Raw genomic sequence first — 24,576 nt, forward strand, 5'->3', positions numbered from 1 at the left:
AGATCGTGTGACGTGTCATAGGAGGACATTCCTACCTGGCTGTGACGGCCCTCACAAGGGGACGACGTCGTGCGTCGCGTGGTGGATCCGGCCCTCGAGCCGGCCGAGCCGCTCGCCCCGGCCGCCCCACCGCAGCGCGATGATCTCCGCGGCGATCGACACCGCTGTCTCCTCGGGCGTCCGGGCACCGAGGTCGAGGCCGACCGGCGACGACATGCGGGCGATCTCGTCCTCGGTCACGCCCGCCTCGCGCAGCCGCACCAGCCGGTCCTCGTGGGTCTTGCGGGAGCCCATCGCCCCGATGTAGGCGACCTCGGGCAGGCGCAGCGCCACCTCGAGCAGGGGCACGTCGAACTTCGGGTCGTGGGTCAGCACGCACAGCACCGTGCGCTCGTCGATGCGGCCGGCCTCGGCCTCCGCGGCGAGGTACTTGTGCGGCCAGGAGACGACCACCTCGTCGGCCTCGGGGAAGCGGGTCGCGGTCGCGAAGACGGGGCGCGCGTCGCACACCGTCACGTGGTAGCCCAGGAAGCTGCCGATCGAGGCGACCGCCGCGGCGAAGTCGATCGCGCCGAAGACGACCATGCGGGGCGCCGGCGCGAAGGCCCACACGAAGACCCGCATCCCCTCGCCGCGCCGCTCCCCGTCGGGCCCGTAGCCGAGCGTCGCGCTGTGGCCGCTGGCCAGCAGCCCCATGGCGTCGTCCAGCACGGCGTCGTCGATGCGGGAGGACCCGAGCGACGCCGAGGCCGGCTGGTCCGGGCGCAGGACCGCCCGCCGCCCGACGTACGCCGGGTCGGGGTGGTCCACGACCGTCGCGACCGCGACGGGTCGGCCGGCGGCCAGGTCGGCGGCGACCTCACCGAGCTCGGGGAACGTCTCGCGGCTGACCTTCTCGACGTAGACGTCGAGGATGCCGCCACAGGTCAGGCCGGCCTCGTAGGCGACCTCGTCGGACACGCCGTAGCGCTTGAGGACGGGGTCGCCGGAGGCCACGACGCTCTGCGCGAGGTCGTAGACCGCGCCCTCCACGCAGCCGCCGGAGACCGAGCCGACCGCGGAGCCGTCGGGACCGACCAGCATCGAGGCGCCGGCCGGGCGGGGTGCGGAGCGGAAGGTCGCGACGACCGTGCCCATGCCGACCGTCTCGCCGGCCTCCCACCAGGGCAGCAGCTGCTCGAGGACCTCACGCATCGCCGACCACCTCCAGGACTCGCTCGAACGCGGCCAGGGAGTGACCGGCCACGAAGTCGTCAACGTACGGCAGGGCCGCAGCCATCCCGACCTGCACGGGCTGGTAGCCGGCCGCTCCCTTGTGGGGGTTGACCCAGACGACCCGGTGGGCGAGCAGGTGGAGGCGTCGCATCTGCTCGGCGAGCAGGGCGGCGTCGCCGCGCTCCCACCCGTCGCTGAAGACCACGACCACGGCGCCGCGCACCATGCCGCGCTGCCCCCACCGCTGCAGGAACGCCTGCAGCCCCTCACCGAGGCGCGTCCCGCCCGACCAGTCGGGCACCACGTCGCCGGCGGCCCGCAGCGCCTGGTCGGCGTCGCGCAGCCGCATCGCCCGGGTCAGCCGGGTCACCCGCGTGCCGACGCTGAACGTCTCGGTGCTCATCGACCGGGTCATCCGGTGCGCCAGCCGCAGCAGGGCGTCGGCGTAGGGCCCCATCGACCCGGACACGTCGACCAGCAGGACCACCCGGCGGTCGCGGCGGGAGCGGTGCCGGTGCCGCAGCTCGAGCGGCTCCCCCATCCGCGCCAGCATCCGCCGCAGCGTCGCGTCGGTGTCGAGGGTGCCGCGACGCGCGGGACGGCGACGGTAGGACGTGCGGCTCGGTGGCCTGGGCGAGAGCCGGGCGAACTGCCGCGCCAGCCGGGCCCGCTCGCCCTCGGTCATCGACGCGATGTCGCGGTGGCGCAGCACCTCCACGTCGCTGGCCGCCACCCGCACCACGAGGTCGTCGCCGGGCCCGCCCTCGCCCGCGTCGGCGTCGTCCTCGCCGAGCGGCGCCTGCTTGGACGGCGGCATGGGCATGACGGGGCGCTGTGCGGTCCCGGTCGAGCCGTCGTCGGCGAACCACGCCCAGAAGACCTTGTCGTAGACCGGCAGGTCCTCGGGGCACGAGCAGAGCGTCGCGCGGCCCGCCCAGTAGGTGCGCTGCTGGTCGCCGAGCCCGACCCGCGCGGTGGCGGCGAGGAAGACCTGCGCGCGGTCCTGGGTGACCGCGATCCCGGCGGCACGCAGCGCCCGGGTGAACCCGAGCAGGGTCGTCTCGACGCCCGCCGCGGTCATCTCAGCCCGCCAGCATCCGGTCCAGGGCGGCGCGGACGCGGTCGGCGTCCTCGCGGTACTTCACCGCGACGCCGAGAGTCCGGGCCGCGGCCTCCACGTCGAGGGTGGTCGTGCCCAGCCGCTCCAGCGCCCGCGCCCAGTCGAGGGTCTCCGCGACGCCCGGTGGCTTGACCAGGTCGGCGCCGCGCACCTCGTGGACGAGCTCGACGACCTGGCGCGCCAGCTCGGCGGAGACCTCCGGCGCCCGCGACCGCACGATCGCCACCTCCCGCTCGAGCGTCGGGTGGTCGATCCAGTGGTAGAGGCAGCGCCGCTTGAGCGCGTCGTGCACCTCGCGGGTGCGGTTGGAGGTGAGCACCACGACGGGGGGTACGGCGGCCGCGACGGTCCCCAGCTCGGGGATCGTCACCTGCCAGGTCGACAGCACCTCGAGGAGGAACGCCTCGAACTCGTCGTCGGCCCGGTCGACCTCGTCGATCAGGAGCACCACCGGCGCCTCGCGCAGCGCCCGCAGGATCGGACGCGCCACCAGGAACCGCTCGGCGAACAGCCCGCCCTCGACCTCGTCGACGTCGAGCCGCCCGTCGGCCGCGGCCTCCACGGCCCGCAGGTGCAGGATCTGCCGCGGGAAGTCCCAGTCGTAGAGCGCCTGGGAGGCGTCGATCCCCTCATAGCACTGCAGCCGCACCAGCGGCAGCCCCAGCCCCTCGGCCAGCGCCTCGGCCAGCGCGGTCTTGCCCGTGCCCGGCTCACCCTCGAGCAGCAGCGGCCGGCCCAGCTCCATCGCGAGGAAGCCGACCGTGGCCAGGGCCTCGTCGCTGAGGTAGCCGGTCTTCTCCAGCCGCGCGGCCAGGTCGTCGGGCGAGTTCACCAGGCTCACGTGTCCATCTCCTCCGGCAGGTCGACGTCGCGGCCGGAGGCCAGGTCGGTGCAGTCCACCTCGACGAGGTTACGCCGGGGCCCGTGGTCGTCCTCGAGGTCGAAGTAGCGCTGCGCCCCCACGTCACCCCGGACCACGTCCAGCAGCCGGCGCCAGTGCGCCCGGCCGAGGAGGACCGGGTGGCCCGGCCTGCCGTCGTACGTCGCCCGGAGGAGCGCCTGGTGCCCCTCGCCGCCCTCGGCCCAGCGCTCGAGCACGCGCTCGACGACCGGGACCTCGAGGTCGGGCAGGTCGACGAGCGTCACGAGCGCGGCCTCGCTGCTCGAGCCGTGCAGCAGCACGTCGAGCCCGGTCCGCAGCGACTCCCCCATCCCCTCGTCCCACCGCGGCGCGTGCACCGACGAGACGCGGTCGTCCTCGGGGAGCCCCTCCTCGACCTCCTCGTGAGCCGCGCCGGTGACGACGAGGACGTCGTGGCAGCCTCCGTCGAGCAGCAGGCGGACGGCGCGGTTGGCCCACGTCTCGCCGTCGGTGTGCAGCAGCGCCTTGGGCACGCCCATGCGGCGGCCCTGCCCGGCGGCGAGGACGAGTCCCGAGATGGTCATCCCGGGAGCCTAGGCGCCCGGCGCCACGACGTCAGTCGTGCGGCTGGCGCACCATCGGCACCCACAGCGTGAACTTGTCCGCGCGGTAGGTGCTGCGCGAGACCGACACCGGGGTGCGGTCCGCGAACGCCCGGCGGGCGACCCGCAGGGCGGGGGCACCGACGGGTACGTCGAGCAGGCGCGCCTCGGTGGCGGCACAGACGCCGGCGTCGACCGAGTCCTCGCCCCAGGTCGGCTCGAGGCCACGCTCACGCAGCTCGGCGTAGAGGGACTCGGGGAGGTTCTCCAGCATGCCGGGCACCAGCGCGGCGGGGAGGTAGGCGTCCTCGATGCACATCGGGGTGCCGTCGGCGGTGCGCACCCGCTGCCAGTGGATGATCGGGTCGCCCTCGGCGATCTCCAGGGCCCGGGCGACCCCGGGGCCGGCGGCCTCGAGCCGCGCGACGACGGTGCGGGACCCGGCGGTGTGGCCACGGCGCTGCATGTCCTCGGTGAACGACGTGAGCCGCGCGACCTCGGCGGCGCGGCGCTGGGCGACGAACGTGCCGCGGCCCGGGATGCGCTCGAGCAGCCCCTCGCCGACCAGGGCGTCGAGGGCCTGGCGCACGGTCATGCGGGCGACACCGAACTGGTGGACGAGCTCGCGCTCCGAGGGGGCCGGGTGGCCCGGAGGCGCACCGGCGAGGAGCTCGCGGACGTACTCACGGACCTGGACGTGCTTGTGGACCACGGAGCGCTCCGAGGGGCCGACGGTCGCACGAGGCACCGACACGGCAGCGTGGGCCATCGCGTGATCCTCTGTTCGCCGGCTGGTGTGGTGCACACAACACTAGGCGTCTTTACGCTGGGGCACACGGGACTGTGGACCCGGTGCGAGCGGCTGGGCGGACGTAGTTGGAGGGGCATAGGTCCCGCCCCGGCCCGCCCTGCCCTACTCGGTGGTGATGGCCTCGAGCACGTCGAGCCGTGCCGCGCGACGTGCCGGGAGCACCGCGGCGAGCACCCCGATCACCACCGAGGCGACCACGAAGGCGACCAACGACCCGACCGGGACGGCCAGGTCGGTGATGCCCTCGTCCTTGAGCGACTTGACCAGCCCCACCCCGAACGCGATGCCCATCCCCACGCCCAGGAGCGCCCCGAAGACCGCGATCACGATCGACTCCAGCCGGACCATCGTGCGCAGCTGCCGCCGGCTCATGCCGATCGCACGGAGCAACCCCACCTCGCGCGTCCGCTCGATCACCGAGAGGGCGAGCGTGTTGACCACGCCCAGCACCGCGATGAGCACCGACAGCGCCAGCAGCACGTTGACGAAGGTGAGGAACTGGTCGGTCTGCTTGCGCTGCTCGTCGGCGAAGCCCTGCAGGCTCTGCAGCTTCACCGTCGGCAGGTCCTTGGTGATCGCCTCGACCCGCTTGGTGATCGCCGCCCTGTCGGCCCCTGGCTCCTGGACCAGGAAGACCATCGAGTCCAGCGGCTTGATCCCGCCCTTCTCCAGCGCGGCCTGGCTGACCACCCACGAGGACGGGATGCCGCCGGCCTGGTCGAAGAAGCCGGCGACCCGCAGCGACTGCGGCCCGGCCTGGAACCTCACCTGGACGCGGTCGCCGAGCCCCACGCCGAGCTTGTCCGCCTGCTTCTGCCCGATGAGGATCGAGTCCTGCCCGAGGTCGGTCAGGGCACCGGCGACGAACGGCACGTCGGCCATCACCGCGGCGTAGTCCTGCGGGTCGACCCCGACCAGGAAGACCGTGCCCGCCCCCTTGACCTTGGCCTGGGCGTAGCGCAGCGAGGCGACCGTCCGGATCCCGTCGATGCGCCGCGCCTCCCGCGCCACCGCCGGCGAGAACGGCGTGCCGACGGCGTTGGAGATCACCAGCTGGGACCGGTAGGCGTCCTTGAGGGTCGAGTCCGTGCTGGCCGAGGCCGAGGCCCCGAAGATCGACATCATCGACATGAGCGCGAGGCCGACCATGAGGGCGGACGCCGTGGCCGCCGTACGCCGGGGGTTGCGGCGGGAGTTCTCCGCCGCGAGCCGGCCGACCGTCCCGAACGGCTTGAACAGCACGTCGAACAGCGAGATCACCGGCCGCGCGAACAGCGGCGACAGCAGCGCGACGCCCACCAGCACGGCGAGCATGCCCCCGGCGATCTCCACCAGCACCTCGCCGCCGAGGTCGAGCAGCCCGGCGGCCATCGAGCCGACGCCGGCGACCACGAGCACGCCGCCGACGACGATCCGTCGCCGCATGGTGCTCTCGGGCAGTGCGACGTCGTCGCGCAGCGCCGCGACCGGCGGGATGCGGGACGCCCTGCGCGCGGGACCGTACGCCGCGAGGGCGGTCACCACGATGCCCACGGCATAGGCCGCGACGACCGCCGGCCACGTCAGGTCGAACGACGCGCTGCTGAAGTCGGCGCCGAAGAGCTTGAACAGCGCCGACAGCCCGCGGGCGAGCAGCCAGCCCCCGAGGAGCCCCAGCGTCGAGCCGATCAGGCCCACGCCCACGGACTCGGCGAGCACCGACCGGTTGACCTGGCGACGGCTCGCGCCGAGCGCCCGGAGCAGGGCGAGCTCGCGGCTGCGCTGCGCGACCAGGATCGAGAAGGTGTTGATGATCAGGAAGGTGCCGACCACCAGGGAGACCCCCGCGAAGACCAGCAGGAACGTGTTGAGGAAGCCGAGGATCCGGTCGAGGGCCTTGCGGTTCTTCGCCACCACCTCGTCGCCGGGGCGGGCCTCGACCCCCGAGGGCAGCACCTTCTGGATCGCGTCGGCGGCCTCGCGCTGCGAGACCCCGTCGGCGATGTCGACCGAGATCTGCTGGTAGACGTCACGTCCGCCCACGAGGAGCTGCTGGAGGTAGGCCTTGGGGAAGACGGTGAGCGTCGCGCCGTTGAGACCACCCTCCCCGAACGCGAAGACGCCGGTCAGCCGGGCCTTCACCGTCGGGGGGTCGCCGGGCGTGACGAGGGTGACCGTGTCGCCGACCTCCAGCTTGCCGCGCTCGGCCGTCGTCTCGTCGACCGCGACCTGGCCGGCCTCGGTCGGGAACGCCCCTTCCTGCAGCCGGAAGATGCGGTCGCCGCTCATCGAGGTGACGTCGCTGGCCACCACCGCGAGACCGGGCGGCCCGTTGCCGCCGACCACCTTGCCGTTGCTGCCGAGGACGAACAGCGAGGAGCTGCTCAGTCCCGGGTAGGCCTTCTCGACCTCGGGCAGGGCCTCGACCGCCTTGACCACCTCGGGCCCGAAGGTGCGGCTGTCCTCGGCGGAGTCGAAGTCGCCGGCCCCCTTGAACGCGACCTCGACGTCGGCGGTGGAGTCCTCGATGATCCCGTCGAACACGGCGCCGATGGCGTGGGTGAAGACCATCGCACCCGACACGAACGAGACGCCCAGCACGATCGCGAAGGCGCTCAGCAGCAGGCGCAGCTTGCGAGCGACCAGGTTGCGCCAGATGACGCGGACCACGGCTCAGACCTCCGCGGCCGCCGCGAAGGACGACATGCGTTCCAGCACGCGCTCGGCGGTCGGCTCCCGCATCTCGTCGACCACCTTGCCGTCGGCGAGGAAGACCACGCGGTCGGTGTAGCCGGCCGCGACCGGGTCGTGGGTGACCATGACGACCGTCTGCCCGAACTCGCGCACCGACCGCTGCAGCAGGGTCAGCACCTCGCTGCCCGACCGGGAGTCGAGGTTGCCGGTCGGCTCGTCGGCGAACACGATGCTGGGACGGGCCACCAGCGCCCGCGCCACGGCCACACGCTGCTGCTGACCGCCCGACATCTCGTTGGGCCGGTGGCGCAGCCGGTCACCGAGACCGACGGTGGCGATGACCGAGTCGTACCACTGCTTCTCGGGCTTGCGGCCCGCGATCGACAGCGGCAGGAGGATGTTCTCCTCCGCGGTGAGCGTCGGCACCAGGTTGAAGGACTGGAAGACGAAGCCGATCGCGTCGCGACGCAGCCGGGTCAGCTCCTTGTCGTTGAGCCGGCTCAGCTCGGTCTCACCGATCGTGACGGTCCCGCTCGTCGGCTCGTCGAGCGCCGCGCAGCAGTGCATCAGCGTCGACTTGCCCGAGCCCGACGGACCCATGACGGCGGTGAACTCACCGGCGCCGAGATCGAGGTCCACGCCGTCGAGCGCGCGCACCTCGGCCGCCCCCTCGCCGTACACCTTGGTCAGTCCCCGAACGCGTGCAGCGACCTCCCGGCCGGTGTCACGCGAGCTCTGGACGCTCCCCTCGTTCATCTCTGCCCTCCTTCACGGTCACGCTAGCGGGGACGGACGAAGGCACGCGATACGGTTTCGCTCCCCCGGCAGAAGGCGGCGTTCTCGTGGCACCTCCCCTCTCTCCGCGCGCCCTCGTGGTCGCGGCGACCGCGCTCGTGCTGCTCACCGCAGGCTGCACGTGGTCGGACGACTCCTCCGCAGCGCCTCCGCGCACGACGCCGTCGTCCTCGACCCCGGCACCCAGGGCGGGCTTCGACCCCGAGACGGGCACGGTGACCCGGGTCGAGGCCGCGTTCAGCGTGCAGACCGGCAACGTGCGCACGCGAGCCTGCTACGAGCCGAGGAGCAGCGAGCTGGCGTCGATCGACTACACCTGGCGCGCCGCCGCCGACGTCGAGGTGACCGAGGTCGAGCTGATCGACGGCACGGGCATCCGCCTGGTCGGCACCCCGGTCACGGTGCCACCGGTCAACTACGGAGGCCGCATCGACCTCGGCGGTGAGCTCACCTGGGCCGGTCACGAGAAGCGGCTCGCGGGCAACCACCTGCTCTCCTGGCCGGGGCACGAGAGCGTGGCCGACCACGTGTTCAGCCGCGGCCAGACCGGGCTCTTCGTCCTCCACGTCCGCCGGTCGATGGGCCACGGTTCCTCGCACGGTCTGCGCGTGACCTACCGGGTCTCGGGCCCGGGCGACGGCAACACCTACACCGCCGAGGTGCGCAACCAGGTGCGCTGGCAGGTCGTGCGGCACGGCACACGCTGCCGGGTCTGAGGTCAGGAGCCGGTGAAGGCGTCCCGGTAGATCTTCTCGAGGTCGGCGGACCACGGAGCCGAGAAGCCGCACACCATCACGGTGTCGTCGTTGGCGGCCACGAGGTAGCGCCGCTCCTTCTCGAAGGCGAAGTAGCCGGTCAGCGACGTCGGCACCTTGGCGAGGTCGAGCTGCACCTGCGCAGCGTCGCCGCCGCCGGCGTACCACTGCCGGACCGCGAGGGTGACCGTGTCGCCGTCCATGCGGAGGACCTCCCCGTCGAACGCGGTCTGGGCGCGACCGAGGGTCTCCGGGTCGACGGGCATGCAGCGGCCGTTCTCACGTGAGGGCAGCGCGAGGGTGACGGCCTGGGGGTCGGCCCCGCTGGTCGCGGTCGGCTTCGGGGACCCGGAGTACATCTGGTCGTCGCGCACCAGCCAGGAGCCGAAGGCGATCACCAGCACCAGCCCGAGCACGGCCAGGGCGCCGTAGACGGGTGCCCGGCTGGTCTTCTCGGGCTGCGGCTCGGTGGGCGTGGGGGTGATGGTCATCGTCGGCTCTCGGGTCGGGAGGAGGGCGACGTACCCTCCTGCGGTGCGCACCCCGATCGTCTCACTCACGACCAGTGTCGCGCGCGCCGCGGGACCCGCGGGGCCGTCGTACGCCCGGGTCGGCAACGCCGGGTTCGCGTGGCGCAAGCGCGACGCCACCCTCGCACTCAGCCGCTGATCTGTCGAACACCTGTTCGACCCTGGGGTACAGTCGCGGCATGCTGAGCCTGCAGGGATCGCTGTTCGACGCGGTCGACGCACCGGCGGCCGTCTGGCGGCCGCTGGACACCGCCCGGCGCACTCCCCTCAGCGCGGGGGCCTGGGTGGACCACCTCCCGGGCTGGCTCGCCGGCGGCCCTGAGGGCGCCGACGGGCTGTTCGAGCGGCTCTCGACCGACGTGCCGTGGCGCGCCGAGCGACGCCAGATGTACGACCGCGAGGTCGACGTGCCGCGGCTCCTGGCGTTCTACGGCGAGGACGCTCAGCTCCCCCACGCCCTCCTCGTCGAGGCACGGTCCGCACTCTCGACTCACTACCGACCCGAGCTGGGCGAGGGCTTCCGGACCGCCGGCCTGTGCCTCTACCGCGACGGCTCCGACAGCGTGGCGTGGCACGGCGACCGCATCGGCCGCGGGCGCAGCGCCGACACGATGGTCGCCATCCTGTCACTGGGCGAGACCCGACGACTCATGCTGCGGCCCGAGCCCGGAGTGCCGGGGTCCACCCGGGCGTTCGCCCTCGGGCACGGCGACCTGGTCGTCATGGGCGGCTCGAGCCAGCGCACCTGGCAGCACGCCGTCCCCAAGTCCTCCACCCCCTGCGGACCGCGGATCAGCGTCCAGTTCCGCCCCCGCGGCGTGCTCTGAGTTTCCACATCTATCGAACGTGCTTGCGATTGTCGTCACGGGCTGCTAGGATCGGCAGATGCCGACCGCACTCCCCGACCTCGACGCCAGTGGCCTCCTGGCCGCGATGGCGGACAGGGTGCGCGCACGCCGACTGGCCGAGGTCGACGAGCTGGACGCGTTGGGCGCGTGGGCCGACCTGCACTCGTGGGATCCCACCACCGGTCCCGACGGCAAGCACCAGCGCCGGATCGGCAACGTCCTGCGGCCCGTGGGCGGCGAGGGCACGCCGCTGGTGCAGGACTTCTGCCTCGGCGAGATCGCGATGGCCCGGGGCGCGGGGCGCACCGCGACCACCAACCTGATGGCCGACCTGCTCGACCTCCGCCACCGGCTTCCCTTGACCTGGGCGGTCTGCCTGGCGGGCGATGCGGAGGTCTGGGTGGCCCGCCGCGCGGCGAAGCTGTCCCGACACGTCCCTGCGGACCGGGCGTGGGTGGTCGACCAGGCCGTCGCGCGCGTGATCGCCCACGAGGACGCCTGGCGCACCATCAAGCTCGCCGAGGCCAAGGTCATCGAGGCCGACCCCGAGGCGCACGCGGCCAAGGTCGCCGAGCGCAAGGCCCGTCGCTACGTCGGGCTGTCGCGGCCCGACGAGCTCGGCCTGCGGATGGTCATCGCCCAGATCGAGGCCGGCGACGCCGCCGTGCTGTGGGCCCTGCTCGAGCTCATCGCCGACATCCTCGCCACCCGCGTCACCGACCACGCCGGCGGCGACGGGTGCGGGCCCTCCCGGGACGAGCTGCGGGCGATGGCGTTCGGCTACGTCGTGCGGCCGGTGCAGGCGATCATTCTCATCCTCGAGCACCAGCTCGCCCAGCAGGCCACCTCCGACCTCCAGCCGGAGCCGGTCGTCGAGGCGCCCGTCGAGGCAGCCACCGTCGAGCCCGAGCCCGAGGATGAGCCGGAGGATGTCGAGCCGGAGCCGGACCCGGAGGCGCACGTGCTGCACTCCGCGATCGCGTTCCCCGCCGATCTCCTCGAGGCCCTCAAGACCGCCGACTGGAGCGCCTGGGCGCCCCGTTGCGACCTCTACGTCCACCTGCACCAGGGCACCCTCGCCGAGCCCTCCCTCGGGACCGCGCGGGTCGAGGGCCTCGGCCCGATGGACCTGGTCCAGCTCCAGGGACTCCTCGCCGGGGCCAACGTCACGGTCAAGCCGGTGCTCGACCTCTCCGACCGCGTCCGCACCACCGCCTACGAGCACCCCGAGTCGCTCAAGGAGCGCGTGCACCTGGTCAGCGGCGGCGACTACTGGCCCTACGCCACCTCCACCAGCCGCAAGGTCGACTACGACCACCCCACTCCCTACCTCGATCCCGACGAGGGCGGGCCACCCGGTCAGACCGGCACCCACAACTCCGGACCACTCGGACGCACCCACCATCGCTGGAAGACCCATGCGCGCTATCGCGCTCGCCAGTCCGGAGCCGGCCGCTACGTCATCACCACGCCCCACGGGCTGGCCTACCTGCGCGACCACCGGGGCACCCGGCCGATCCCTCTGCGCGAGGCCGAGGCGATCATCGGTGCCGGCGACGGGGTCGAGCTCTACTTCCCACCCGACCCCGACCTCCGGGTCGAGATCGACTTCTAGGGCGGAGCGGTCAGCTCCGCTCGCCCGACAGGACCGGCGCGGCCTCCGCGACCCTCAGGCCCTGCGCGGGCCCGGGGATCGTGACGGTGCCGTCGACGTCCTGCCACGCTCCCCCGCCCACGCGGAACCGCGCGCCGTAGACGACCGACACCGCGGGCCGCACGGTCACCCCGGCGTGGGAGTAGCGGTGCACCACGTCCTTGCTCGGGTAGGCCGCGCCGGGAGTCGTCGTGGTCAGCCCCGTCCCGTCACCGAAGGACCACACGTACGTCGTCGGGGTCGCCTCCACCTCCACGGCCTGCCCGAGGATCGTGAGGTCGACGTCCACCGGCCGCGGCTCGGTGAAGAAGATCGTGTCGAGGTTGACCAGGGTCTTCCCCGCCGGTTGCACCGACACGTCCAGCGCCGGCAGCCCCACCCGCCGCAGCTCGCTCAGCACCATCGCCGGGGTCACCGTCGGGGGCACGTACGCCGGCGGCCGCGCCCCGAAGCACTGTGACCGGATGAAGACCCAGCCTCTGCCCGCAACTCGTCCGTACAGGTCCCACGAGCGATCTACAGGGTTGGGGCACACAAGGGCAGCCCCACAGTCGTCAAGCGCCGTTACACCGTTGGCCGCGCCTGGGCACGGCCAACGCCATTCGTAGTCGAGGTATGGCGAGGAGTCATCGCCAACTTGCAGCGGCGATCCAGAGCCACCGACGTTGGTTCCGTCAACCGTGCATTTACCAGGAACGGCCAGTCCCCCGAGACCTGCGACCACATCAGCGCCACAGCTCTCTTCTGCGATAGCGGGCCGCGCCGTGGACCCCAGCACCAGAACCGCTAGCGCTAAAACACGCGCGATCACGAGACGCCCACGATCTGCGCCACCGACCAAGAGCCACCCCTCAGTACAAGATCGAAGGTGTACGACGTCCGGTTGGCCCGCACGTTCTTCCGCTTACCTGAAGGAAAGACGACCTGGAGATCATCGACGTTGATGAGTGCTCGAACTTGTCGATGCCCTGCTGCAGACGGCAACTCTTCCATCGAGTCGATGACCCAATGACCACCCTCATAGCGACGGCCGGCCTCATTCATGTTCCTCACGATGCGGAAGATGAGTCGACAGGTCTTGCACTGCGCCTCACTGCGACGTGCCATTTCCGCGGAGTCAAGATTGTCGCTTGTGTAGTTGATCAGCGAGACGTAGTAGCGCACGAACGCCTTGGCGGCCGCGGGAGTGGTGCCCTTCGCGGCGGCAGGAAGCGTGGGCGGCCCGGAGGGTGCGGCACTGCTGGTGGGGCTGCTCGACGCCGAGGGCGGCGGAGCGGCGGCGGGCGGGTCGTCGCTGCAGGCGGCGAGCACGGGGAGCGCGAGGACCGCGGCGGCCGCGAGGCCACCGACCCTGCTCACCTGCACCATGACGCTGCTCGTCCCCCCGAACGACGTTGACTGGACCTGACCCGGACGAACCGGACATCGGCAACTTACCCGAGCTCGGCCCGACTCACCCGCTCGGTCTCACGACCCTTGTGGAGAAGCGCCGCGAGGGGCCCGGCCGGAGCCGGACCCCTCGCGGGTCGTACAGGGAGTGGCGTGGATCAGAAGTCCATGCCGCCCATGCCGCCGTCGCCACCGGGCATGGCCGGGGTCTTCTCCGGCTTGTCGGCCACGACGGCCTCGGTGGTGAGGAACAGCGCCGCGATGGACGCCGCGTTCTGCAGCGCCGACCGGGTCACCTTGGCCGGGTCGAGGATGCCCTCGGCGATCATGTCGACGTACTCGCCGGTCGCCGCGTTGAGGCCGTTGCCCGCGGTGAGCGAGCGGACCTTCTCCACGACGACGCCGCCCTCGAGGCCGGCGTTGACCGCGATCTGCTTGAGCGGGGCCTCGGCGGCCTTGAGCACGATGTTCGCGCCCGTGGCCTCGTCACCCTCGAGCTCGAGCTTCTCGAACGCCGCGGTGGTCGCCTGGATCAGCGCGACGCCGCCACCGGCGACGATGCCCTCCTCGACGGCCGCCTTCGCGTTGCGAACGGCGTCCTCGATGCGGTGCTTGCGCTCCTTGAGCTCGACCTCGGTGGCCGCGCCGACCTTGATCACCGCAACGCCGCCGGCCAGCTTGGCCAGGCGCTCCTGCAGCTTCTCGCGGTCGTAGTCGGAGTCGCTCTTCTCGATCTCGGCACGGATCTGGTTGACCCGACCCTGGATCTGGTCGCCGTCGCCGGCGCCCTCCACGATCGTGGTCTCGTCCTTGGTGAGGACGACCTTGCGCGCCTGGCCGAGCAGCTCGAGGCCGGTGTTCTCCAGCTTGAGACCCACGTCCTCGCTGATCACCTGGCCACCGGTCAGGATCGCGATGTCCTGCAGCATGGCCTTGCGGCGGTCACCGAAGCCCGGCGCCTTGACCGCGGCGGACTTGAAGGTGCCGCGGATCTTGTTGACGACCAGGGTGGCCAGGGCCTCGCCCTCAACGTCCTCGGCGATGATCAGCAGCGGCTTGCCGCCCTGCATGACCTTCTCCAGGACCGGGAGCATGTCCTTGACGTTGGAGATCTTCTGGTTGGCGACCAGGATGTAGGGGTCCTCGAGGACCGTCTCCATGCGCTCCGGGTCGGTCATGAAGTACTGCGAGATGTAGCCCTTGTCGAACCGCATCCCCTCGGTCAGCTCCAGGTCGAGGCCGAACGTGTTCGACTCCTCGACGGTGATGACGCCTTCCTTGCCGACCTTGTCCATGGCCTCGGCGATGATCTCGCCGACCTGGGTGTCAGCGGCGGAGATCGAGGCGGTGGAGGCGATCTGCTCCTTGGTCTCGACGTCCTTGGCCATCTCGAGCAGCTGCGAGGACACGGCCTCAACGGCCTTCTCGATGCCGCGCTTCAGCGCGATCGGGTTGGCGCCGGCCGCGACGTTGCGCAGGCCCTCGCGGACCATCGCCTGGGCCAGGACGGTCGCCGTCGTCGTGCCGTCACCGGCGACGTCGTCGGTCTTCTTGGCGACCTCCTTGACCAGCTCGGCGCCGATCTTCTCGTAGGGGTCCTCCAGCTCGATCTCCTTGGCGATCGAGACGCCGTCGTTGGTGATCGTGGGGGCGCCCCACTTCTTCTCCAGGACGACGTTGCGACCCTTGGGGCCGAGAGTCACCTTGACCGCGTCGGCGAGCGTGTTCATGCCACGCTCGAGACCGCGGCGGGCCTCTTCGTTGAAAGCAATCAGCTTCGACATACTCCTGCGGTTCCTCACGCTGAGAGTCGGGGTGGGAGACGTAGCCGCCCGCGACGGCCGACCCGGCTGCCCGACGGACCCTTCCCGCCGGCGCTTCGGGCCTCAACCACGAATCCCCATTGTCACTCTCGGGTCGAGAGTGCCAACTCATGTTTAGCACTCGGCACCCACGAGTGCAAGAACGCGCCGACCGTCCGGGAACGCCCACCTGACCTGCGCGGACCTGCCGCTGGGCCGTCGTGCGAGGAGCGCGGTCTAGACCGAGGTGGGGAGCCTGCGCAACTCGTTGCGCCCCCCGATCGCACGCGCCTAACCTGAGGGCACCTCGTGGGTGCGACGGGGTTTGGCCGGAGACGCGCAAGCGTCTCCGGCCGTTTACGTTCTCGGGCCGTCCGCGAGGGCGCGCAGCAGCCTCATGACGCCGTCGGGACCGTCGACCACCAGGTCGGCGTGCTCGACCAGCGCGCGCTGCTCCTCCGAGCCGGAGCACACCAGCAGGCCCGGCAGCCCGTCCTCGCGCAGCTCCTCCACCGCGGCGAAGCCCGGGAGGTCGCCGAGGTCGTCGCCGACGAACACGACGGCTGAGGGCCGGTGCTCCTCGACCAGCTCGCGGACCACCGCGCCCTTGTCCATCCCCGGGGCCCGGACCTCGACGACCATGCGGCCGGGCTCGAGGGCCAGGTCGAGCTCGGCGGCCACGGGCGCGAGCGCCTCCGCGAGCCGGCCGGCCGCCGGGGTCGCGTCGTCCAGGGAGCGGGTGTGGACCGCGACCGCGAGCCCCTTGTCCTCCACGCGGGCGTCCGGGGCGTCGGCGTCGTCGAGCAGGTCGGGCAGCCGGTCGCGCAGCTCGTCGAGCCCTGGCGCTGCCTCGGGGGTCTCGACCTCGCCGGTCTCGCCGTCCCAGCGCTCGGCGCCGTACTGACCACGCACGAGCACCCAGCCGCCACTGTCCTCCAGCCGCGTGGCGAGGAGCTCGAGGCCGCCGAGCACGATGACGTCGCGGGCCGGGCGGCCGGTCACGATCGCGATGCCGAGCACCCGCGCACCGAGGGCCGCCAGCACCTCGGGGCCGTCGGGGTGGATCCGCGCCTGGGACGGGTCGTCCACGATGCGGGCGAGAGTGCCGTCGAAGTCGAGGCAGACCAGGCACCGCCCTAACCCGTCGAGGACCGCGTCCCAGCGCTCGTCGGCGTGCTCGGAGGCGGGCTCTGCGAAGGACGGGGCGCTCACGCTCCCAGCATGACTCAGGCGAAGTCGGCGGTGAGCACCACGGTCAGGCGGTCCATGCTCATCGGGTCCTCGGCCGGGATGATCCGGGCGATGCCGAGGTCCTTGCCGAGCAGGTGGGCGGCGGCCTTGAGCTGCGGCGGGTAGTAGACCGTCGTCGCCGGGATCGTGCCGACCCAGTTGTCGGTGGTCACCAGCTGCCACCCGGCGGCGGTGATGCGGGCGCCCGTGGCGCCGGCGAGGCCGGTGACGTTGGTGTTGTTGTAGACCTCGACGTAGACGTCGGTGCGCTTGACCACGGGCTTGACCTTCTTGGCCACGATCGTGGTCTGCGGCTCGACGCGCGCCGGCGCGTCGACCAGGGCGGCCTCGCGGCGCTGCTGCTCGCGGGTGCCGTCGGTGGCGACGAAGGCCGCACCGGCGAGCGTCACCGCGGCGGCGGCCATGAGGGCGATCGGGGAGGACATCGCGAAGCCCTGGTCGGGACGCGGCCTGCGGCGGGCCTCGGCCCGAGCGGCCCGGGCGCGCGCCCGTGAGGCGCTGAGCGGCTCCACCTCAGACCTCGATGCCGAGACGGCGCGCGGAGCGGGCACGCTGGCGCGCGGCGCGGAGGCGACGCAGGCGGCGGACCAGCAGCGGGTCGTGCTCGAGCGCCTCCGGACGGTCGATGAGGGCGTTGAGCACCTGGTAGTAGCGGGTGCTGGACATGTCGAACTGGTCGCGGATCGCCTGCTCCTTGGCGCCGGCGTACTTCCACCAGTGACGCTCGAACTCGAGCACCGCCTGGTCCCGGTCCGACAGCTCGGCCGACGTCACCGGGTCGTGGAGGCTGTTGGCGTTCGCGCTGTCCATGCGCGTCATGCTAATGACGAACCACAACGATGTCATTCAGCCCACGCCGGGCCGGGGTGGGCAGCTGGTTCCTCACCCCCAGGGAGACGTGGTGCGGGGCGCCTAGGGTGAGGACATGACCTCCACGCGCACCCAGGGCGACCACGACCTGGTCGTGGTCGCCAACCGGCTCCCGGTCGACCGGGTGGTGGGCGAGGACGGCGAGACCACGTGGCGCCGCTCCCCCGGCGGGCTCGTGACGGCGCTCGAGCCGATCATCCAGCAGTACGACGGGGCGTGGGTCGGCTGGGACGGAGGGTCCGACGGCCCCGAGGAGCCCCTGGAGCAGGGCGGGATGCACCTCTTCCCCGTGGCCCTGTCCCCGCAGGAGATCGAGGAGTTCTACGAAGGCTTCTCCAACGGCACCCTGTGGCCGCTCTACCACGACGTGGTCGCCAAGCCCGGGTTCCACCGGGAGTGGTGGGACTCCTACGTCACGGTCAACCGGCGCTTCGCCGAGCGGGCCGCGGCGGAGGCCGCCGACAAGGCGCTGGTGTGGGTGCAGGACTACCAGCTGCAGCTGGTGCCGGCGATGCTCCGCGAGCTGCGCCCCGACCTGCGCATCGGCTTCTTCCTCCACATCCCGTTCCCGCCGAGCGAGCTGTTCGTCCAGCTCCCCTGGAGGTCGCAGATCCTCGAGGGCCTGCTCGGCGCGGACCTCGTCGGCTTCCAGCGCCGCGGCGGCGCGCAGAACTTCGTCCGGCTGGTCCGCCAGCGCCTGGGCCACAAGACCCACAAGGACCTGATCTACCTCGAGGACGGTCGCACGGTCGCGGCCGAGTGCTTCCCGATCTCGATCGACGTGGCCGAGCTGGAGAAGCTGTCGGTCTCGGACCCGGTCGCCGAGCGGGCCCAGCAGATCCGCAGCCAGCTGGGCGAGCCGCGCAAGCTCCTGCTCGGCGTCGACCGCCTCGACTACACCAAGGGCATCTACGACCGGCTGCGCGCGTTCGGCGAGCTGCTCGAGGAGGGCGCGCTGAGCGTCGAGGACGCGGTCTTCGTCCAGGTGGCGACCCCCTCGCGCGAGCGCGTCGACGAATACCGCCGCCTTCGCGACGAGATCGACCGCCTGGTGGGCCGGATCAACGGCGACCTCGGCCGCATCGGACGCCCGGCGATCAGCTACCTGCACTCCTCCTACCCCCGTGACGAGATGGCCGCGCTCTACCGCGCGGCCGACATCATGGTCGTCACGCCGCTGCGCGACGGCATGAACCTCGTCGCCAAGGAGTACGTCGCGTGCCGGCACCGCGACGACGGCGCGCTGGTGCTCTCGGAGTTCGCCGGGGCCGCCGACGAGCTCAAGCAGGCCTTCATGGTCAACCCCTACGACATCAACGGCATGAAGGCCGCGATCCTCGAGGCGGTCGACGCACCGCCCAAGGACCTGACCAAGCGCATGAAGGCGATGCGCAAGACCGTGCGCTCCCACGACGTCAGCGACTGGGCCGAGGAGTTCATCGGGATGCTCAAGCAAGCCCGCCCCGACCACCGCAAGCGGCTGAGACCGTCCAAGCTGCTCGCCTGATCCACAGGTATCCTCCGCCGCATGGATCTGATCCCGAAGCCGGACCAGATCGTCGCCGCCTCCGCCAACGTCGCACACAAGCTGCTGTACGGCGGAGTGGCCGATCTGAGACCCATGCCGCGCACGCTCATCGACGACGGCATGCTGCGGGAGGTCTACCACTACCGGCCCGTCGCGAGGACCAAGGAGACCGGTGACCCGGTCCTGCTGGTCACCCCGCTCGCAGCCCCCTCGCTCTGCTTCGACCTGCGCCGCGGCTGCTCGCTGGTGGAGCACTTCGTGCAGCAGGGACGCCCCACCTACCTGGTCGAGTACGGCCAGGTCTCGTTCAAGAACCGCAACCTCGGCATGGAGCACTGGGTGGCCGAGGTGCTGCCCGAGGCGATCCGCCAGGTCAGCAGCCACGCCGGCGGGCGACCCGTGCACCTGGTCGGCTGGAGCCTGGGCGGCATCTTCAGCCTGCTCACCGCCGCGGCGTTCACCAGCCTCCCGATCGGGTCGGTGACCACGGTCGGCAGCCCGATCGACATCCGGCAGGTCCCGCTCATCGCCCCGGTGCGCCCGCTCCTCGGGGTCGTCCCCGACCGGGCCTCGATCATCACGCTGGCCTACCGCGCGATGGGCGGCGTGCCGCAGCCGCTGGTGCGCCGCGCCTTCCAGCTCTCGGCGTTCGACAAGCTGATCTCCAAGCCCTTCGTCCAGCTGGCCAAGCTCGACGACACCGAGTTCCTCGCCCAGGTCGAGGCGGTCGACCGGTTCACCGCCAACATGCTCGCCTACCCCGGCCGCACGTTCGGGCAGCTCTACCACCGCATGGTCAAGGGCAACGAGCTCGCCCGCGGCCGGGTGAGCTTCGAGGGCCGCGACATCTCCTTCGCCGACATCACCGTGCCGGTGCTGTCCTTCGGCGGCGCCGGCGACACGATCGCCCCGGTCAGCTGCGTGCGCCCGATCGTCGACCTCGTCCCCCACGCGGCGCAGATGCGCTTCGAGGTCGTCCCCGGTGGCCACCTCGGCATGCTGACCGGTCGCGCGGCCCGCCACACGACCTGGCGGATCATGGACGAGTTCATCGAGGAGCACTCCTCCGACCACGCCGCGCGCCGCGAGGCCGCCGCGCGCGCTGAGCGCAAGGCCGCCAAGGCCGCGGCCAAGTCGGCCGCCAAGTCGGCGGCCAAGCCGAAGAAGAAGGCTGGGACCACGAAGGCGGACACCAAGGAGCCAGCCGCCGAGAAGCCCGCCAAGAAGGCGAGCAAGACGAGCACGGCGGCCGAGCCCGGCATCGGCGCGAACCCGCAGCGGCGCTTCTCCTCGGCCAGCTCCCGCAGCCTGTCCACCGCGCGTCCCGCCAAGCGTGACGCGGGCTGAGGCGCCGCGTCGCCGGTCCGTCCTCGCGGGCGCCCTGGCCGCGCTGGCCCTCACCTCGGTGCTCACCGGCTGCGACACCGGCAACGCCCAGCCCCCGCAGGCCGGCGCGTCCGTCCGGCGCGACGGGGGCGCGGTCGCGGACGCGGACGCGGACGCACCGAGGACGTACGTCGCCCTGGGCGACTCCTACAGCTCGGCCCCCTTCGTGCCGGTCACCGACGTGGCCGGTGGGTGCTTCCGGTCCTCCGGCAACTACCCCAGCCTCGTGGCCGCGCGGCTCGAGCCCTCGCGGGTCGTCGACGTGACCTGCAGCGGCGCGGACAGCGGCGACCTCGTCGGCCCCCAGCGCGTGGGCGGCGGCGAGGGCACGGTCCCGGCCCAGGAGCGCGCGCTGCGTCGCGACGCCGACCTGGTGACGGTCGGCATCGGCGGCAACGACGGCAACCTGTTCTCCCGGCTGGTCTGCTCGTTCTCCCGGCAGCAGCTCCCGCAGTGCGGCAGCCTGCCCGGCACCGGCGACGTGGACGGCACCCTGGCCCGCACCCGGGCCGACGTCACCGCCTCGCTGCGTCGCGTCGTACGCCGAGCAGCGCCCGACGCGCTCGTGCTGCTGGTCGGCTACCCCCGCCTGGTCGACCCCTCCCGCTCCTGCCCCTCGCTGCCGTTGCGACGCGACCAGCGGGAGCAGTTCTCCCGGGTCGAGCAGCGCCTGCGCGCCACGATCCGCACCGCGGCCGCGCGCGCGGGCGTCGCGTTCCTCGACCTGTGGCCGGCCTCGCGCGGGCACGAGGTCTGCAGCGACGACCCGTGGGTCAACGGCAAGGACACCGACCAGCGCAAGGCCCTGGCCTACCACCCGTTCGCTGCCGAGCAGCGGGCGGTGGCCGACCTGGTCGTCGAGCGGTGGGAGCGCCGATGAGCACACTCTCGAGCCTGGTCGACCGGGGACTCGTGGCGCCCGACTGGGCCGAGGGGCTCGCCCCCGTCGAGGAGGACCTCGCCCGCATGGGCGACTTCCTGCGCGCCGAGCTCGCGGCGGGGCGCGGCTACCTCCCCGCAGGCGACCTCGTGCTGCGGGCGTTCCAGCGGCCGCTGGCCGACGTGCGCGTGCTGATCGTGGGGCAGGACCCCTACCCTCGGCCCGGCCACCCCGTGGGGCTGTCCTTCTCCGTCGCGCCGGACGTGCGGCCGGTGCCGCCGAGCCTGGTCAACATCTTCAAGGAGCTCGTGGCCGACCTCGAGGTCCCGGCGCCCAGCAACGGTGACCTCACGCCCTGGGCCGAGCGCGGCGTGCTGCTGCTCAACCGGGTGCTGACCGTGCAGCCCGGGAAGTCCAACGCCCACAAGGGCAAGGGCTGGGAGCGCGTCACCGAGCGCGCGATCGAGGTCCTGGCCGCGCGCGGCGGACCGTGTGCCGCCATCCTCTGGGGCAGCCCCGCCCAGACCCTCAAGCCGCTGCTCGGCCCGGTGCCGTGGGTCGCGTCGGTGCACCCCTCGCCGTTGTCGGCGCGGGGTGGGTTCTTCGGCTCGCGCCCGTTCAGCCGGGTCAACGACCTGCTCGTGCAGCAGGGCGGCGAGCCGGTCGACTGGTCGCTGCCCTAGCCCGGGCTCACTCGGGCCGGTCGAGCCCCGAGGCCGCGAGCCGCTGGAGCACGTGGCCCATCAGCTCACGCAGCCGCTCCACGTCCTCGCCGCACAGCCCGTCGAAGACCAGCGAGGCCACCGTCCCCACGTGACCCGGGGCAGCGTCGGCCAGGACGTCGTACCCCTCCTGCGTCAGGCGTACGACGGTCACGCGCCGGCTGTGCGCGGCGGGCGAGCGGGCCACCCAGCCCCGGTCCTCGAGCTTGCGCACGACGTGGGACAGGCGCGACGGGGAGGCGTTGACCGTGCGGGCCAGCTCGCTCATCGTCGTGGTCCACTCGGGCTCCGCGGACAGCATCGCGAGGCAGAGGTACTCGAAGTGGGTCAGCCCGCTGTCGCGCTGCAGCTGCTGGTCGAGGGCGGTGTTGAGGCGCAGCATCACGCCGGCGAGCGCGAGCCAGGAGTCCTGCTCGTCCTTGGTCAGCCATCGGGTCACGGAGGAATACTAGCCAAACACTTGACGTTTCAAGTAATGTTGCCCCTGAAGGAGACCCCATGACTGCCACCCAGGACCGCATGCCCGCCCTCTACCTCGGGCACGGCGCCCCTCCCCTGCTCGACGACCCGATCTGGAGCGGGGAGCTGCGCACCCTCGCCGCACGCCTGCCCCGGCCCACCGGCATCCTCATCGTGTCGGCCCACTGGGAGTCCGCACCGCTGTCGCTGAGCGCGACCGCCGCGGCCACGCCGCTGGTCTACGACTTCGGCGGCTTCGCCCCGCGCTACTACCAGATGACCTACCCGACGCCGGACTCCTCGGCCCTGGCGAGCACGGTCGCCTCGCTGATGCCCGACCACGAGCCGGTGCACCAGCACCCCAGCCGCGGCCTCGACCACGGCGCCTGGGTGCCACTCAAGATCATGTACCCCGAGGCCGACGTCCCGGTGGTGCAGATGTCACTGCCGACGCACGACCCGGGCCGCCTGGTCCAGATCGGCGCGCGGCTGCAGGAGCTGCGCGACCAGGGCGTGCTCGTGATCGGCTCGGGCTTCCTCACCCACGGGCTGCCGTTCCTCACCGAGTGGCGCATCGACGCCGCCGTGCCGGGCTGGTCGAGGGACTTCGACCTCTGGGCCGCCGAGGCGATCGGCAAGGGCGACGTGGACACGCTGGCCTCCTACCGGAGCCTCGCCCCCGGCATGCCCTACGCCCACCCGACCGTCGAGCACTACACGCCGCTGTTCGTCGCGCTCGGCGCCGGCACCGACCTGACCACCCCCGCGGAGCAGGTCATCGACGGCTACTGGATGGGGCTGAGCAAACGCAGCCTGGTGATCACCTGACCCCGAGCTTGCGCATCGCGCGCAGCGAGGTGACCGTCTGCTTGGCGTACTTCGCGTAGTCGACGGACGGGTCCGGCGTCAGCACCTGCTTCTTGAGCACGGCCACGTTGATCGGGTCGGTGTACTTCAGCATGCCGGCGTCGCCGTGGCGCCCGCCGACGCCGGACTGCTTGATCCCGCCCGAGGGCGAGGCCTTGCTGGCGTAGGAGGCGGCGAGCGAGTCGTTGATGTTGATGTTGCCGGCCTCGATGCGGCGGCCGAGCGCCTCGGCGGCCTCGAGGTCGGTGCCCCACACGCTGGCGTTGAGGCCGTAGTCGGTGTCGTTGGCCAGCTCCACGGCGTGGTCGAGGTCGTCGTAGGTGTGGATCGAGGTGACCGGCCCGAACGTCTCCTGGACGCCGTGGACCATGTCCTTGGTGACCCCGCGCAGCACGGTCGGCTCGTAGAAGGTAGGCCCCAGGTCCGGCCGCGCACGCCCGCCGGTGAGCACCTCGGCGCCCTTCTCCCGCGCGTCCTCGACGTGCGAGGAGACCCGCTCCAGCTGGGCGGTCGAGATGAGGCCGCCCATCATCGGCTCCCAGTCGTAGGTCGCCCCGAGCGCGATCTTGCTCGCGCCGATGACGAAGCGACGGGTGAACTCCTCCTCCATCGACCGCGGCACGTAGATGCGCTCGATGTGCATGCAGGCCTGGCCGGCGTTGAGGAACGACCCGAACAGCGCGCCGGGGACCACCTCGTCGAGGTCGGCGTCGGGCATGACGATGAGCGGGTTCTTGCCGCCGAGCTCGAGCGTGCAGTCGATCAGGTTGGCCCCGGCCCGCTCGCCGACGAAGCGGCCGGTCGCGGTCGAGCCGGTGAACATGACGTAGTCGGCGCCGTCGATGAGGGCCGGGCCGACGTCGGCGCCCTCGCCGCACACGACCTGCACGAGGCCCTCGGGCATCCCGGCCCGGTGGAGCAGCTCGACGCCGAAGGTCACGCAGAGCGCCGACTTGTTGTCCGGCTTGAGCACGACGCCGTTGCCCGCGATGAGGGCCGGCATCGAGTCCGAGAGACTGGTGGCGAAGGGGAAGTTCCACGGCGAGATGACCGCCACGACCCCCTTGGGCACCCGCACCTCGGTGCTGGTCGACACGAACGGCACGACCCCGCCGCGCTTGTGCTCGCTGAGGATGCGCTTGGCGTGCTTGAGGTAGTGGCTGGTGGTCATCGCGACGTCGCAGACCTCCTCGAAGGACATGCGTCGCGCCTTGCCGGTCTCGGCCTGCATCAGGTCGACGACGGTCTCCCACTCCTTGAGCAGCAGCGAGTGGAAGGTGCGCATCACCGCCAGCCGCTGCTTGAGCGGCCACGAGCGCCACTCGCGCTGCGCCACGCGCGCGTCGGCGTACGCCTGCTCGATGTCGGCCGGGCTGGACTGCGGGAGCTCGCAGATCAGCTCACCGGTGTAGACCTCGGTGAGCTTGTACGTCGAGGCGCCGTCCGCCGCGATGGCGCCGGTCAGGCGCGCGAGCAGGGCGTCGTCGATCGAGACGGGAAGGCTCATCCCAGAACTGTAACAAGTTCTAGTTCTGTCCGACAGAGGTCGGGCGGGCC

Annotated in this window: 25 protein-coding genes; 9 read left to right on the plus strand and 16 right to left on the minus strand. The window is 72.0% G+C overall.

Annotation, left to right across the window (positions count from 1 at the left end; all coding sequences use genetic code 11):
* Nucleotides 1-51: 51 nt before the first annotated feature.
* The 7 genes from J2S63_RS05800 to J2S63_RS05830 form a co-directional block, all read right to left on the minus strand.
* Nucleotides 52-1,194, minus strand: coding sequence for an XdhC family protein (locus J2S63_RS05800; protein WP_310299778.1), 1,143 nt, complete (start codon nt 1,192-1,194; stop codon nt 52-54).
* Nucleotides 1,187-2,296 (minus strand): vWA domain-containing protein, encoded by a 1,110-nt coding sequence (locus tag J2S63_RS05805; RefSeq protein WP_310299781.1) that lies wholly within the window; start codon nt 2,294-2,296, stop codon nt 1,187-1,189. Before J2S63_RS05805 ends, J2S63_RS05800 begins: the two co-directional genes overlap by 8 nt.
* 1 nt (nt 2,297) lies before the next feature.
* On the minus strand, nt 2,298-3,176 hold the full coding sequence (locus tag J2S63_RS05810) for an AAA family ATPase (protein ID WP_374725105.1): 879 nt from the start codon (nt 3,174-3,176) through the stop codon (nt 2,298-2,300).
* Nucleotides 3,173-3,781 carry a nucleotidyltransferase family protein gene (locus J2S63_RS05815; RefSeq protein WP_310299784.1) on the minus strand — a complete coding sequence of 203 codons (609 nt, stop codon included), beginning with the start codon at nt 3,779-3,781 and terminating at the stop codon, nt 3,173-3,175. Before J2S63_RS05815 ends, J2S63_RS05810 begins: the two co-directional genes overlap by 4 nt.
* A 31-nt stretch (nt 3,782-3,812) precedes the next feature.
* A complete protein-coding gene (locus J2S63_RS05820) occupies nt 3,813-4,568 on the minus strand; it encodes a GntR family transcriptional regulator (protein WP_310299787.1) in 756 nt (251 codons plus the stop codon).
* 144 nt (nt 4,569-4,712) lie between these two features.
* Nucleotides 4,713-7,259, minus strand: a complete 2,547-nt coding sequence (locus tag J2S63_RS05825; RefSeq protein WP_310299790.1) for an ABC transporter permease — start codon at nt 7,257-7,259, stop codon at nt 4,713-4,715.
* Between the two features lie 3 nt (nt 7,260-7,262).
* Nucleotides 7,263-8,039 (minus strand): ABC transporter ATP-binding protein, encoded by a 777-nt coding sequence (locus J2S63_RS05830; RefSeq protein WP_310299792.1) that lies wholly within the window; start codon nt 8,037-8,039, stop codon nt 7,263-7,265.
* An 86-nt stretch (nt 8,040-8,125) separates the two neighbouring features.
* Between J2S63_RS05830 and J2S63_RS05835 the strand changes: the two genes are divergently transcribed.
* The gene (locus tag J2S63_RS05835; protein ID WP_310299795.1) at nt 8,126-8,794 is read left to right on the plus strand and encodes a hypothetical protein; all 669 of its coding nucleotides are present in this window, start codon (nt 8,126-8,128) and stop codon (nt 8,792-8,794) included.
* Between the two features lie 2 nt (nt 8,795-8,796).
* Here J2S63_RS05835 and J2S63_RS05840 read toward each other — a convergent pair whose 3' ends face one another.
* Nucleotides 8,797-9,324 carry a hypothetical protein gene (locus tag J2S63_RS05840; RefSeq protein WP_310299797.1) on the minus strand — a complete coding sequence of 176 codons (528 nt, stop codon included), beginning with the start codon at nt 9,322-9,324 and terminating at the stop codon, nt 8,797-8,799.
* Between the two features lie 43 nt (nt 9,325-9,367).
* Between J2S63_RS05840 and J2S63_RS05845 the strand changes: the two genes are divergently transcribed.
* From J2S63_RS05845 to J2S63_RS05855, 3 genes are read left to right on the plus strand one after another with little or no spacing between them, the layout of a single operon-like run.
* Nucleotides 9,368-9,502: a hypothetical protein gene (locus tag J2S63_RS05845; protein WP_310299801.1), complete on the plus strand. Its 135-nt coding sequence runs from the start codon at nt 9,368-9,370 to the stop codon at nt 9,500-9,502.
* 40 nt (nt 9,503-9,542) lie between these two features.
* Nucleotides 9,543-10,190 carry an alpha-ketoglutarate-dependent dioxygenase AlkB gene (locus J2S63_RS05850; RefSeq protein WP_310299804.1) on the plus strand — a complete coding sequence of 216 codons (648 nt, stop codon included), beginning with the start codon at nt 9,543-9,545 and terminating at the stop codon, nt 10,188-10,190.
* A 58-nt stretch (nt 10,191-10,248) separates the two neighbouring features.
* Nucleotides 10,249-11,826, plus strand: a complete 1,578-nt coding sequence (locus J2S63_RS05855) for a hypothetical protein (protein WP_310299807.1) — start codon at nt 10,249-10,251, stop codon at nt 11,824-11,826.
* A 10-nt stretch (nt 11,827-11,836) separates the two neighbouring features.
* On the opposite strand, the gene J2S63_RS05860 is transcribed toward J2S63_RS05855, so the two are convergent.
* From J2S63_RS05860 to J2S63_RS05885, 6 genes are all read right to left on the minus strand, one after another.
* Nucleotides 11,837-12,280 carry a hypothetical protein gene (locus J2S63_RS05860; protein WP_310299810.1) on the minus strand — a complete coding sequence of 148 codons (444 nt, stop codon included), beginning with the start codon at nt 12,278-12,280 and terminating at the stop codon, nt 11,837-11,839.
* A gap of 392 nt (nt 12,281-12,672) precedes the next feature.
* Nucleotides 12,673-13,233: a DUF6318 family protein gene (locus J2S63_RS05865; RefSeq protein ID WP_310299813.1), complete on the minus strand. Its 561-nt coding sequence runs from the start codon at nt 13,231-13,233 to the stop codon at nt 12,673-12,675.
* Nucleotides 13,234-13,412: 179 nt separating this feature from the next.
* On the minus strand, nt 13,413-15,038 hold the full coding sequence (gene groL / locus J2S63_RS05870) for a chaperonin GroEL (RefSeq protein ID WP_310299816.1): 1,626 nt from the start codon (nt 15,036-15,038) through the stop codon (nt 13,413-13,415).
* 375 nt (nt 15,039-15,413) lie between these two features.
* Complete coding sequence (gene otsB / locus J2S63_RS05875) at nt 15,414-16,268, minus strand: trehalose-phosphatase (RefSeq protein ID WP_310299818.1); 855 nt, start codon at nt 16,266-16,268, stop codon at nt 15,414-15,416.
* Nucleotides 16,269-16,282: 14 nt separating this feature from the next.
* The gene (locus J2S63_RS05880; RefSeq protein ID WP_310299820.1) at nt 16,283-16,819 is read right to left on the minus strand and encodes a LytR C-terminal domain-containing protein; all 537 of its coding nucleotides are present in this window, start codon (nt 16,817-16,819) and stop codon (nt 16,283-16,285) included.
* A 1-nt stretch (nt 16,820) separates the two neighbouring features.
* Nucleotides 16,821-17,117 carry a DUF3263 domain-containing protein gene (locus J2S63_RS05885; RefSeq protein ID WP_310299823.1) on the minus strand — a complete coding sequence of 99 codons (297 nt, stop codon included), beginning with the start codon at nt 17,115-17,117 and terminating at the stop codon, nt 16,821-16,823.
* A 115-nt stretch (nt 17,118-17,232) separates the two neighbouring features.
* Between J2S63_RS05885 and J2S63_RS05890 the strand changes: the two genes are divergently transcribed.
* Genes J2S63_RS05890 through J2S63_RS05905 form a run of 4 tightly spaced genes read left to right on the plus strand, consistent with a single transcriptional unit; the run spans nt 17,233 to nt 21,654 of the window.
* Nucleotides 17,233-18,684, plus strand: a complete 1,452-nt coding sequence (locus tag J2S63_RS05890; RefSeq protein ID WP_310299826.1) for an alpha,alpha-trehalose-phosphate synthase (UDP-forming) — start codon at nt 17,233-17,235, stop codon at nt 18,682-18,684.
* A gap of 21 nt (nt 18,685-18,705) precedes the next feature.
* A complete protein-coding gene (locus tag J2S63_RS05895; RefSeq protein ID WP_310299829.1) occupies nt 18,706-20,052 on the plus strand; it encodes a polyhydroxyalkanoate synthase family protein in 1,347 nt (448 codons plus the stop codon).
* Nucleotides 20,039-20,971 (plus strand): SGNH/GDSL hydrolase family protein, encoded by a 933-nt coding sequence (locus tag J2S63_RS05900; RefSeq protein WP_310299832.1) that lies wholly within the window; start codon nt 20,039-20,041, stop codon nt 20,969-20,971. The genes J2S63_RS05895 and J2S63_RS05900 overlap by 14 nt, the downstream gene beginning before the upstream one ends.
* On the plus strand, nt 20,968-21,654 hold the full coding sequence (locus tag J2S63_RS05905) for a uracil-DNA glycosylase (protein WP_310299835.1): 687 nt from the start codon (nt 20,968-20,970) through the stop codon (nt 21,652-21,654). The genes J2S63_RS05900 and J2S63_RS05905 overlap by 4 nt, the downstream gene beginning before the upstream one ends.
* A 7-nt stretch (nt 21,655-21,661) precedes the next feature.
* Here the strand turns inward: J2S63_RS05905 and J2S63_RS05910 are convergent, their stop codons facing one another.
* Entirely contained in the window at nt 21,662-22,132 is a 471-nt protein-coding gene (locus tag J2S63_RS05910; protein WP_310299838.1) for a MarR family winged helix-turn-helix transcriptional regulator, read from the minus strand.
* A 59-nt stretch (nt 22,133-22,191) separates the two neighbouring features.
* Between J2S63_RS05910 and J2S63_RS05915 the strand changes: the two genes are divergently transcribed.
* Complete coding sequence (locus tag J2S63_RS05915) at nt 22,192-22,980, plus strand: dioxygenase family protein (protein WP_310299840.1); 789 nt, start codon at nt 22,192-22,194, stop codon at nt 22,978-22,980.
* Here the strand turns inward: J2S63_RS05915 and J2S63_RS05920 are convergent.
* Nucleotides 22,973-24,526, minus strand: a complete 1,554-nt coding sequence (locus J2S63_RS05920) for a succinic semialdehyde dehydrogenase (RefSeq protein WP_310299843.1) — start codon at nt 24,524-24,526, stop codon at nt 22,973-22,975. The genes J2S63_RS05915 and J2S63_RS05920 overlap by 8 nt on opposite strands.
* Nucleotides 24,527-24,576 lie beyond the last annotated feature (50 nt).

This window comes from Nocardioides marmoribigeumensis, assembly GCF_031458325.1.
GTDB classification, from domain to species: Bacteria; Actinomycetota; Actinomycetes; order Propionibacteriales; family Nocardioidaceae; genus Marmoricola_A; species Marmoricola_A marmoribigeumensis.

What these genes read in the sequence shown, in the direction of transcription:
- J2S63_RS05800 (WP_310299778.1), bottom strand. Translation starts at nt 1,194, where the DNA reads ATGCGTGAGGTCCTCGAGCAGCTGCTGCCCTGGTGGGAGGCCGGCGAG.
- J2S63_RS05805 (WP_310299781.1), bottom strand. Translation starts at nt 2,296, where the DNA reads ATGACCGCGGCGGGCGTCGAGACGACCCTGCTCGGGTTCACCCGGGCG.
- J2S63_RS05915 (WP_310299840.1), top strand. Translation starts at nt 22,192, where the DNA reads ATGACTGCCACCCAGGACCGCATGCCCGCCCTCTACCTCGGGCACGGC.
- J2S63_RS05840 (WP_310299797.1), bottom strand. Translation starts at nt 9,324, where the DNA reads ATGACCATCACCCCCACGCCCACCGAGCCGCAGCCCGAGAAGACCAGC.
- J2S63_RS05815 (WP_310299784.1), bottom strand. Translation starts at nt 3,781, where the DNA reads ATGACCATCTCGGGACTCGTCCTCGCCGCCGGGCAGGGCCGCCGCATG.
- J2S63_RS05865 (WP_310299813.1), bottom strand. Translation starts at nt 13,233, where the DNA reads ATGGTGCAGGTGAGCAGGGTCGGTGGCCTCGCGGCCGCCGCGGTCCTC.
- J2S63_RS05855 (WP_310299807.1), top strand. Translation starts at nt 10,249, where the DNA reads ATGCCGACCGCACTCCCCGACCTCGACGCCAGTGGCCTCCTGGCCGCG.
- J2S63_RS05830 (WP_310299792.1), bottom strand. Translation starts at nt 8,039, where the DNA reads ATGAACGAGGGGAGCGTCCAGAGCTCGCGTGACACCGGCCGGGAGGTC.
- J2S63_RS05905 (WP_310299835.1), top strand. Translation starts at nt 20,968, where the DNA reads ATGAGCACACTCTCGAGCCTGGTCGACCGGGGACTCGTGGCGCCCGAC.
- J2S63_RS05895 (WP_310299829.1), top strand. Translation starts at nt 18,706, where the DNA reads ATGGATCTGATCCCGAAGCCGGACCAGATCGTCGCCGCCTCCGCCAAC.
- J2S63_RS05820 (WP_310299787.1), bottom strand. Translation starts at nt 4,568, where the DNA reads ATGGCCCACGCTGCCGTGTCGGTGCCTCGTGCGACCGTCGGCCCCTCG.
- J2S63_RS05885 (WP_310299823.1), bottom strand. Translation starts at nt 17,117, where the DNA reads ATGGACAGCGCGAACGCCAACAGCCTCCACGACCCGGTGACGTCGGCC.
- J2S63_RS05850 (WP_310299804.1), top strand. Translation starts at nt 9,543, where the DNA reads ATGCTGAGCCTGCAGGGATCGCTGTTCGACGCGGTCGACGCACCGGCG.
- J2S63_RS05920 (WP_310299843.1), bottom strand. Translation starts at nt 24,526, where the DNA reads ATGAGCCTTCCCGTCTCGATCGACGACGCCCTGCTCGCGCGCCTGACC.
- J2S63_RS05890 (WP_310299826.1), top strand. Translation starts at nt 17,233, where the DNA reads ATGACCTCCACGCGCACCCAGGGCGACCACGACCTGGTCGTGGTCGCC.
- groL (WP_310299816.1), bottom strand. Translation starts at nt 15,038, where the DNA reads ATGTCGAAGCTGATTGCTTTCAACGAAGAGGCCCGCCGCGGTCTCGAG.